Source organism: Amycolatopsis rhizosphaerae (genome assembly GCF_007713715.1).
GTDB classification, from domain to species: Bacteria; Actinomycetota; Actinomycetes; order Mycobacteriales; family Pseudonocardiaceae; genus Amycolatopsis_E; species Amycolatopsis_E rhizosphaerae.
The window spans coordinates 1-8,980 of record NZ_VJWX01000292.1 but is presented as its reverse complement, the minus strand read 5'-3'; the positions used below and the strand labels follow the sequence as shown (position 1 = coordinate 8,980).

The window sequence follows — 8,980 nt, the reverse complement described above, 5'->3', positions numbered from 1 at the left end:
GTGCGGGCCGGATGTACGCCGAGCCGGACCGGGTCGAGTTCGTGCACCGGGAGCACCTGCACCGCCCCTGTCGTACGCAGCGTGTCGAGGACGTCGGGAGGAGGAGCCTCCTCGCGGGGAACGGAACCGCGGCGCTCGCGGAGGAGGACGGAGGCCGCGAGGCCCCCGGCCGCCACGACGACGAGCGTCCAGCCCAGCGCGGCGGGCAGCACCCCGAGCAGGGTGAGGATCGCGGCGAGTACGGCGAGGACGACCACCAGCGCCCCACCGAGCAGCAGCTTCGTTCTGTTTCCCGAGTCGACCGGCATCGCGGCCTACTCTCCCACAACCGCTCCCGCCGATGGGGGAGTGCCGTGAAGGGGCTTCACGTTCGTATCGGCCGTGAAGGGCCCCTTCACGGCAAAGTCTGACGGCGGTGCCGGGGGACGGCCTTGAGCGGGGCCGGTGATTCGTACATACTGTTGGTATGTCAGCTGTCCCCGCAACGCCGCGAGGTGCGCATGTCCCCTGAAGTCCTCCCCGACGCCACCGGCCGCATCGCGGTCTCCGCCTCCGCCGAGCGCGTGTACGAGCTGGTCAGCGACCCCGGTGCGCTCGCCGGGTGCGCCGAGGAATACAGCGGGTACCGCTGGCTCGGCGGCGCCACCTCGGCCGGGGTGGGCGCGCGTTTCCGGGGCACCAACAAGCGCGGGCTGCGCCGCTGGAACACGGTGTCCACCATCACCGACGCGGTACCGGGAAAGCGCTTCGCCTTCGAGGTCTCCTCGTTCGGCATCCCCGTTTCACGGTGGCAGTACGACCTGGAACCCGACGGTGACGGCTGCGTGGTCGTGGAGAGCACCTGGGACCGCCGGCCCGCCTGGTTCCGTTCGCCCAGTTCGCTGGTCACCGGTGTCTGGCAGCGTGCGGACCACAACCGGGCCAACATCGAGACCACCCTGCGGCGCCTCAAGTCCGCGGCCGAGCGCTAGCCCTTCGGGGCGGGACACAGGGTGTCCCGCAGGACGATCAACCTCCGCACCAGAAGCAGTGTGCCCATCAGTACTGCAGACGCGGGTCGTCGTAGTTCTTGAACTCGATCACGTTGTTGGACGGATCGGCGAGGAAGATCGTGCGGTGCTGCTCGGCGGTGCCCTCGAACCGGACCGACGGGCCCGACAGGGTGCGCAGCTTCCGGAACTCGACCAGCCGCACCAGCCGGTCGAAGTCCTCCGCCCGCGCGAAGCTCACCCCGAAGTGCCGGGGATAGGCCACCGCCTCCGCGGGCACCTCCTCGCACAGGTGGCAGACCAGCTGGTCGCCGAAGAAGTCGAAGGTGACCCGGTCGTCGTAGCGGCGGGCCAGTTTCGCGCCGAGGCCGAAGACGTAGAACTCGACCGCCTCGTCCAGGTCCCTGGCCGGGATCGCGACGTGGCAGGCATCGTGGGTGGCTCGCATTGCGCTCCTTTTCGGACGGTCAGGCCACGGAGATGGTGCGTGGCAGGGGAAGTTCCCCGGCGGCGGGGACCAGGTGGAGCAGGGTGTCGCCGCGCAGGCCGCGCCGCAGCGTTTCCACCGCGAGCACGTCGGACGGGGCGATGTTGCCGAGGTTCACCGAGGGCCCCAGCGCGCGGATCAGTCCGACCTGCAACGGTTTGGTGGGCGCTTCGAACAGCAGCCGCTCCGGGGCAACGGCGGCGAGCACCGCGGCGAGCACGTCGTCGCGCAACTGCCCGTCGGGCCGCGCCATGCCGCTGCGGCCGCTTTCCCGCGTCTCGGTGATCACCAGTTCGGCCCCCGCGTCGAGGTCCTGGTGGATGGCTTCGACCCAGTCGCCGGGCTTCAGGCGCGCGGAGCGTTCGGCGTCCTTGTACCCGACCTCGGACAACACGGGCCGGTAGCGTGTCATCATGCGGACGTAACCGGCTTTTTCGGACTGTCCCAACGGGATACTGCCGTTGGACACCTCGATGTGGGTGGCGCCCGTGGAGTCCACCAGAGTGAGGAACTCTTCGAGCCTGCCGCGCCACAGGTAGTGCTCGAACAGCGTGCCGCCGAAGTAGAACCCGATCCCGGCCTCGCGCAGCACGGCGATCTTGCGGTCCAGATCACCGGTGACCAGCGCGGTGCCCCAGCCGAACTTGACCAGATCGACGAACTGCCCGTGGCTGGCGACGACGTCGGTGAACAGGCTGGTCGGCAGGCCGGGGTCGAGCATCATGGTGGTGCGGCTCATCGCGTTCCTCCTGATTCGGCGAGCGATTCGGCGAGCGGTCCGGTGCGGACCGCCTCGCGGCGCGGCGGGACGGGCCGGGCGGGTCGTGCCCAGGCCCGGCCGGTGAGCGCGAGGCTGGCCGGGGTGCGCCGGGCCAGCGCGGTGACCAGTCCGGAAGCGAGGTAGAGCGCCGGTGCCAGCACCAGCACGAGCACGGCGAGTACCGCCGCGTTCGGCACGGTCTGCGCGTAGCCGGTCAGGCCGAGGCTGACGGCGGCGAGCAGCGTGCCCTGCAGGAGCAGGGGATGGCCGAGGTAGATGCCGAACGAGGCGTCGGAGGCGGCGGTGACCAGCCGCTCGCCCCGGCGTCCCGAGTCCTGCCAGGCCAGCCCGGCGGCGAGGAAGGCCCCTGCGATGGCGAAGCTTTCCACCACGACGGCGGGCTGGAACACCATGCTCGCCCGCAACGGCGGCTGCCCGGCCACGAACATCTGGATCACGAACACGCTCATCGCCGCACCGATCGCCGTGACGCAGCCGAGGGCGACGACGCGGGTGTGCCGCCGCGTCCAGGCCACCAGCCGGTCGCGGTGCCAGGCGGCGATCGCCCCGGCCAGCACGTACCCGAGATAACTGGGCAGCAGGGCGTCCGGCGACCGCACCCAGCCGGACAGCGGGCCCAGCGGCCACTGCCACTGCACGGCGGCCGCGAACGCCAGCTGGAACAGCACGGCCACGGCCAGCAGCGGGCCGTGCCCTCCGGCGGTGGCCCGCAGCAGCCGGAGCACCAGCGGGAACACCAGGTAGATCTGCAGGGAGACGAGCAGGAAGTACAGGTGGTAGCGCGCGGTTCCGGTGAGCACGTCGGTGACCAGTGCGCCGCCGGAGAACGGTTTTCCGTCGGCGAAGAAGTACAGGACCGTCCACATCAGATACGGCACCGCCACGAACAGCGAGCGGCGCTGCCAGAACCACGGCCAGTGCACCCTTTTCCGTCCGGTGGAGTAGGTCAGCACGAAGGCGGTCAGCAGGAAGAAGATCTCACGGCTGGTGTGGAAGACGGTGCCCAGCAGTCCCGTCAGGACGGTCGGCGTGACCGGGGCGAGGGCCAGTACGTGCGTGCCGATGACCAGGCCCACGGTCAGCACCCGGATCAGGTCCACGTAGTGCAGGTGCCCTCCCCGGGCCGTCACCGCACGCCGGCTGGGCCCGCAGCGCGCGCCGCAGTACCTTGCCGGTCGGGCCGAGCGGCAGGGCGTCGGTCAGCTCGATCACGGTGGGCCGCTGGTAGCGGGCAAGCCGGGTTTCGCACCACGCGCGCACCGAGTCCTCGAGTCCGCCGGTGTCGTGGTGGCGCGGGATGACGAACGCGACCGGCACCTGCCCGAGCCGCTCGTGCGGGGCGCCGACCACCGCGGCCGCGGCGACCCCGGGATGGTCGAGCAGGACGTTTTCCACCGCCTGCGGGTGGATCTTCTCGCCCCCGCGGTTGATCACGTCGTCCCTGCGCCCGGCGAGCCGGAGGAAACCGTCCCCGTCGAGCACGCCGATGTCCCCGGTGGGCAGCCAGCCGGAGCCGTCGCGGGCCGGGCGGGTGCGTTCCGGGCCGGTCTCGGACGGTTCGAGGTACTCGGCGAGGACGTTCGGTCCGCGCAGCAGCACCTCGCCCTCCTCACCGGGGCGCGCGGGACTGCCGTCGGGCAGGGCGACGGTCAGCTCCACCCCCACGGGCAGGCCGACCGAGCCGGGGCGCCGCGCGGCGGGGTCCAGCGGGTTCGCGGTGATCTGCCCGGCCGCTTCGGACATGCCGTAGGTCTCCAGCACGCCGATCCCGGTCCGCTCGGTGAACGCCAGCGCGGTCGCGGGCGGAAGGGGGGCCGAGGCGGAGCGGGCGAAGCGGATCGGGCCGGCCAGCCGCGCTGGTGGGGCGGGACACCGGGCCAGCGAGGCCAGCACCGCCGGGACGGCGTTGAGCCAGGTGGGGGAGAAGCGCTCCACGCGGGACCAGTACTCGCCGGCGTCGAACCGCGCGTCGATCACCAGCGAGGCCCCGCTGACCACGGTGGCCAGCAGGCCCATCACCTGTGCGTTGACGTGGAACAGCGGCAGCGGGGTGTACCCGCGGTCGGCGCGGGTGAAGCCGTGGTGGCGCGCGACGCGGGAAGCGGCGTGCAGCAGCTGCGCCTCGCTCAGCGGGATCCCCTTCGGCCGTCCGGTGGTCCCGGAACTGGTCAGCAGCACCGCCGGGCGGCATGGGACGCCGGTACTCGGACGAAGCGCCGTCCCGCCCCAGAGGCGCCGGGGCAGGCCCAGTCCGGCTTGCCAGGTTTCCAGGCCGGGCTGGGACACCTCGCCGGGTCGATCGGTGACGAGCACGTCGATCCTGAGCCGGGCGAGGGCGGCGGACACTTCGGTGGCAGGCAGCCGCGGGTCGACCGGCACCACGGTCAGCCCGGCCGAGAGGCAGCCGAGATAGGTGGCGGTGAACGCGAGCGGGTCGGCGATCACCAGGCCCACCCTGCTGACCGGCCGGACACCGCGCCGCCAGGCGAGGCCGTGCTCGGCCAGCGCGCCCCAGCACAGCTCGCGACCGTCCTCACCGGACAGGAACGCGGCCGTGCCCGGCCGCTCCCTGGCTCTCACGGACAACAGCCGTGCCACACTCACCGCGATTCCGTCTTGCCGATTCTTCTCGAACACGGACGTGAGTCTGGTGAGCGTTCCTAGGAGCCCGCTGGCAGGTTGATGAGAGCCAGCTGAGAACAGCGCGTTCACACGTTTTTCGCACGTTCGGGGAGGCAGACTGGGAGCCATGAATTCACGGCGCCGGTGCCCGGAGCTCGGGGGATCCCTGCGGCGGTTCTGGCCCCTGCTGGGCGTGCTGGTGTTCGCGGTGGGCTGTGCCGGGCCGGTGACGACCGGCCGGGTGCGGCCGGTGGCGGGCTCGTCCCCCTCCGGCGCACCCGCCGCCACGGCGGTGACGGGCCGGGAAACCCCGGCCACCGCGGTTTACCGCGAACTCACCGTGTCCGGAATGTCCCGTGGTTACTGGGCAATCGGTCCGGCCACGCGCAAACCCGGCCTTCCGCTGCTGGTCGTGCTGCACGGCCGCGGGACCACCGCGCAGCAGGAGTCGGTGCGCAGCGGCTTTCTCGGCTACGCCCGGCGCGGGCTCGCGGATCTCGTCTACCCGGTGGGTGTGGGTGAATCGTGGAACGCGGGCGGCGGCTGCTGCGGTCGGGCCGGGAAACAGGACGTTCCCGATCTTGCCTTTCTCACCGAGGCGGTCCGGGACGCCGCGAAATATTTCGAAAGCGATTCACGCCGGATTTATCTCGTCGGCTACAGCAACGGGGCGAAACTCGCGTTCGCGGAAGTCTGTGCGCAACCGGGCATCTTCGCCGCGATGGCCACTTATGGCGCGGTTCCGCTGACCGGATGCGCCGCGGCGAAGCCGCTCCCGGCACTGCTCGGCGCCGGGAGCGAGGACCCGCTGGTGCGGACCGAGCACAACGCGCCCAGCGCCGCCGCCGCGCTGCGGGACGCCGTGGCGCACTGGCGTGCCGTCAACGGCTGCGACGGTCCCGGCGCCACCACCGCCCGGGGTCCGCTCGAGCTGACCGGCTGGACCGGTTGCCGCACCGGCGCCGACGTCACCGCCGCGCTGTGGACGGGACTCACCCACCGGTGGCCCGCCGCCGCTCCCGCCACCGCGCCGTTCACCACCGCCGTCGGCCCCGAGGCCGCCGCGGCCACCGTGATGTGGGACTTCCTCCTCCGCCACACGGTGGCGTGAAGGCCCTCAGCGGGCGTCGAACAGGGCGCTGACCGACTCTCCATTGTGGATCCTTCGCATCGCCTCGGCGAGGGCGGGGGCGATGGACAGCACGGTCAGTTTCGGCTCCGGCGCCTCCGGCAGCACCGGGACGGTGTTGGTGCACACGATCTCCGCAACGTCCGGCTGCCCGGCGATGCGCTCCAGCGCACCCGCCGCGAACAGGCCGTGCGTGCAGGCCACCCGGATCGAGCCCACCCCGATCTCGCGCAGCCGGTCCAGCAGTTCCAGCACCGTGCTGCCCTTGGCGATCTCGTCGTCGAGCACGATGACGTCCCGTCCCGCCACGTCGCCGATGACCGAGCTGATGGTGACTCTGTCGTCGAAGCGCTCCTTCGCCCCGGCGGCGACCGGCACGCCGAGCAGCCGCGCGAAGTGCGAGGCGGGCTTGGCGTAGCCGAGATCGGGGGAGACCACCGTGGTGGCGGACAGGTCGTAGCGTGCGAAGTGCCGGGCCAGCTCCCGCAAGGCGTGCAGGTGGTCGACGGGGACGCTGAAGAAGCCGTGCACCTGGGGCGAGTGCAGGGCCATCGCGAGCACGCGGTCGGCTCCGGCGGTCACCATCAGGTCCGCCACGAGCCGCCCGGCGATGGAGATCCGCGGGGCGTCCTTCTTGTCGGAGCGGGCGTAGGCGTAGTGCGGGAGAACCATGGTGGTCCTGGCCGCGGAAGCGCCCCGTGCGGCGTCGAGCATCAGCAGCAGCTCGACCAGGTTGTCCTGGACGGGCGTGATGACCGGCTGGACCAGGAAGACGTCGCGTTCCCGGCAGTTGGCCCCCAGCTGCACCTCCAGGCAGTCGTTGGCGAAGCGCCGGGTGCGGACCGGGTGCAACTCGACGCCGAGGTGGCTGCAGATCTCGGCGGCGAGTCCGGGGTGGGCACTCCCGCTGAAGACGGCGATCTCCCGCACGGTCGGGATGCTACCGGCCCGGCGTCACCCCCGCCGGTCGTCGGCGCGCACCCACAGCCTGCCGGCCTCCGGATCGGTGGTGGCCAGCAGCACTTCGCCGGGCAGCGGCGCCAGGCAGGCTTCGGCCGCGCCCACCGGTAACGGGAGGTCCTGCCAGCCGGTGCAGTCCCGGCCGAGCACCGCCAGCCGGGCCCGGTCGTCGACGCGCAGCGCCGCGAACACGCGGGTGTCCCGCAGCAGCAGCTGGGAGAACTCGACCAGCTTCGATTCCGGACCCGGCTGCCCGGCGCCGATCACTCCACGCGGGTCCACCGGCCAGCACAGCGCCCGGGACCGGGCGCCCGCGGTGGCACCGCCGAGTACGCACCCCTGGCCGTCACAGGCGACACGCTGGGCCATTGAGGACGCCGCGGGCGGTGGCACCGGCAACCGTCGCCACGTTTGCCCGTCCGGAGAGGCCCAGGCCAGCGGAGTCAGCAGGCCCTCGCGCTCGTCGTAGCCCGCCACGAGGAATCCGAGGGGGCCCGGCGCGGCCTGCACGGCACTGGTCTGTTCGCCCGGCGCGGAGGACAGCGCCGGGTCGTCGGCGTTCCGCTGCCAGCGCGTCCCGTCCGCGGAGGTCCACACCGCGGCCCCCGAGCGTCCGGTGGCGTTTTCCCACTGGCCCACCAGCAGGCCGGTCCCGGGCAGCGCGGCCGCGCTGGTCACCGCGACCGCGTGCGGTCCGCCGAACAGTTCGAACGCCTGGGGGTGCTCGGCCAGGCCCGCGTCCCCGCCGCTCCACACCGTCATGCGCGGATTGCCGTGTGCGCCGCCGAACGCCTGCCCGAGCACCGTCCACCGGTCCCCGGCGACCCCCACCGAGGCCAGTTCGGCCTGGAAGGCGTACGCGCTGTGCGGCGCCACCGGTACCGCCCGCCAGTGCCGTCCGTCGGCGGTGGTCCACGCGGCCGGGGCGCGGCCCTCGCTCCCGGGCACCGAGCCGAGCACGAGCACTCCGGCGGCGAGCGGTGCCATCGCCAGTACCCGCGCGCCCGGTGCCGGGAGCGGCAGTTCGCGCCAGCCCGCGCTCACCACACCGGCCGGGCCGGGCGCGGAACAGGCGAGGAGCACCAACAGTGACGCCAGCCACAATCGCCGCATCCGGTCACTGTGCCAGATCCCCCCACCCGGCGGGGGTGGTCCGGCTGGGGTATTCCTGGGGAGTGATACCCGTCCACGACGTGAACCCGCTGCGCCGCACGCCCTGGGTCACCTACGCACTGGTGGCGGCGAACGTGGTGGTGTTCCTGGCGATGCCCGCGGCCGCGCACACCGCGGTGGGGAACACGAACCTCGCCCAGCTGTGCGACCTGCAGGCGTTCTTCGAACGCTGGGGCGCGGTGCCTTGGGAACTGGTCCGCAACCAGGTGCCCGCGCTCGTGCCCACCGGCCACGCGGTCGCCACCGCGCAGGGGGCGGCCTGTCTGGCCGGGCCGCCGTCGTACACCAAGATCCCGGCCGTCTCGGTGCTCACCGCGATGTTCCTGCACGGCAGTTGGACGCACCTGCTCGGCAACATGCTGTTCCTGGCGATCTTCGGCAACAACATCGAAGACCGCCTTGGCCCGGTGCGGTTCCTGCTGTTCTACCTCGTGTGCGGCTACGTCGCGGGATACGGTTTCGCGGTGACGGACCCGTCCTCCTCCGATCCGCTGGTGGGCGCCTCCGGGGCGATCGCGGGGGTGCTCGGCGCCTACCTGGTGCTCTTTCCCCGGGCACGGGTGTGGGGCCTGATCCCGGTCCTGTTCTTCCTGCCGCTGCGGGTCCCGGCGTGGCTGATGCTGGGGATGTGGTTCGTCCTGCAGGCCTTCTACGCCGCGGGCTACGGCACGGCGGAGGCCGGGTCGGTGGCCTACGCCGCGCACGTGATCGGGTTCGTGGCCGGTAGCCTGCTCGGGCTCACGATGCGCCGGCCGCGCCGCCGCGCGATCTCCCCGCGCCTCTAGCGGCGCGGCGTTGCCGTGAAGGGTCCCTTCACGTTCGAATCGCTGTCTCTTATA

10 protein-coding genes are annotated in these 8,980 nt (G+C 72.2%); 3 read left to right on the top strand and 7 right to left on the bottom strand.

Annotated elements, in window-relative coordinates; genetic code table 11:
- Nucleotides 1–308 (bottom strand): hypothetical protein (locus tag FNH05_RS24660; RefSeq protein ID WP_222426701.1); only part of this gene is annotated, 308 nt, incomplete at its 3' end.
- Between the two features lie 192 nt (nt 309–500).
- On the opposite strand from FNH05_RS24660, the gene FNH05_RS24655 reads away from it, so the two are divergent.
- The gene (locus FNH05_RS24655; protein WP_144591093.1) at nt 501–971 is read left to right on the top strand and encodes an SRPBCC family protein; all 471 of its coding nucleotides are present in this window, start codon (nt 501–503) and stop codon (nt 969–971) included.
- A 67-nt stretch (nt 972–1,038) separates the two neighbouring features.
- On the opposite strand, the gene FNH05_RS24650 is transcribed toward FNH05_RS24655, so the two are convergent.
- From FNH05_RS24650 to FNH05_RS24635, 4 genes are read right to left on the bottom strand one after another with little or no spacing between them, the layout of a single operon-like run.
- The gene (locus FNH05_RS24650) at nt 1,039–1,437 is read right to left on the bottom strand and encodes a VOC family protein (protein ID WP_144591092.1); all 399 of its coding nucleotides are present in this window, start codon (nt 1,435–1,437) and stop codon (nt 1,039–1,041) included.
- A 19-nt stretch (nt 1,438–1,456) separates the two neighbouring features.
- On the bottom strand, nt 1,457–2,215 hold the full coding sequence (locus FNH05_RS24645) for a phosphosulfolactate synthase (protein ID WP_144591091.1): 759 nt from the start codon (nt 2,213–2,215) through the stop codon (nt 1,457–1,459).
- Complete coding sequence (locus tag FNH05_RS39420; RefSeq protein ID WP_246127924.1) at nt 2,212–3,351, bottom strand: acyltransferase; 1,140 nt, start codon at nt 3,349–3,351, stop codon at nt 2,212–2,214. The genes FNH05_RS24645 and FNH05_RS39420 overlap by 4 nt, the downstream gene beginning before the upstream one ends.
- Nucleotides 3,236–4,894 (bottom strand): class I adenylate-forming enzyme family protein, encoded by a 1,659-nt coding sequence (locus tag FNH05_RS24635; RefSeq protein ID WP_186382715.1) that lies wholly within the window; start codon nt 4,892–4,894, stop codon nt 3,236–3,238. Before FNH05_RS24635 ends, FNH05_RS39420 begins: the two co-directional genes overlap by 116 nt.
- A 112-nt stretch (nt 4,895–5,006) precedes the next feature.
- On the opposite strand from FNH05_RS24635, the gene FNH05_RS24630 reads away from it, so the two are divergent.
- The gene (locus FNH05_RS24630; RefSeq protein WP_144591088.1) at nt 5,007–5,990 is read left to right on the top strand and encodes a CE1 family esterase; all 984 of its coding nucleotides are present in this window, start codon (nt 5,007–5,009) and stop codon (nt 5,988–5,990) included.
- Nucleotides 5,991–5,996: 6 nt separating this feature from the next.
- Here FNH05_RS24630 and FNH05_RS24625 read toward each other — a convergent pair whose 3' ends face one another.
- Together FNH05_RS24625 and FNH05_RS24620 are read right to left on the bottom strand one after the other, a co-directional pair.
- The gene (locus tag FNH05_RS24625) at nt 5,997–6,938 is read right to left on the bottom strand and encodes a ribose-phosphate diphosphokinase (RefSeq protein WP_144591087.1); all 942 of its coding nucleotides are present in this window, start codon (nt 6,936–6,938) and stop codon (nt 5,997–5,999) included.
- 24 nt (nt 6,939–6,962) lie between these two features.
- Nucleotides 6,963–8,081 carry a hypothetical protein gene (locus tag FNH05_RS24620; protein ID WP_144591086.1) on the bottom strand — a complete coding sequence of 373 codons (1,119 nt, stop codon included), beginning with the start codon at nt 8,079–8,081 and terminating at the stop codon, nt 6,963–6,965.
- Nucleotides 8,082–8,143: 62 nt separating this feature from the next.
- On the opposite strand from FNH05_RS24620, the gene FNH05_RS24615 reads away from it, so the two are divergent.
- Entirely contained in the window at nt 8,144–8,926 is a 783-nt protein-coding gene (locus tag FNH05_RS24615) for a rhomboid family intramembrane serine protease (protein ID WP_222426700.1), read from the top strand.
- Nucleotides 8,927–8,980 lie beyond the last annotated feature (54 nt).

Bases quoted from the DNA above. Each gene is read 5' to 3' on its own strand.
- FNH05_RS24655 (WP_144591093.1), top strand. From the start codon at position 501: ATGTCCCCTGAAGTCCTCCCCGACGCCACCGGCCGCATCGCGGTCTCC.
- FNH05_RS24650 (WP_144591092.1), bottom strand. From the start codon at position 1,437: ATGCGAGCCACCCACGATGCCTGCCACGTCGCGATCCCGGCCAGGGAC.
- FNH05_RS24645 (WP_144591091.1), bottom strand. From the start codon at position 2,215: ATGAGCCGCACCACCATGATGCTCGACCCCGGCCTGCCGACCAGCCTG.
- FNH05_RS24630 (WP_144591088.1), top strand. From the start codon at position 5,007: ATGAATTCACGGCGCCGGTGCCCGGAGCTCGGGGGATCCCTGCGGCGG.
- FNH05_RS24620 (WP_144591086.1), bottom strand. From the start codon at position 8,081: ATGCGGCGATTGTGGCTGGCGTCACTGTTGGTGCTCCTCGCCTGTTCC.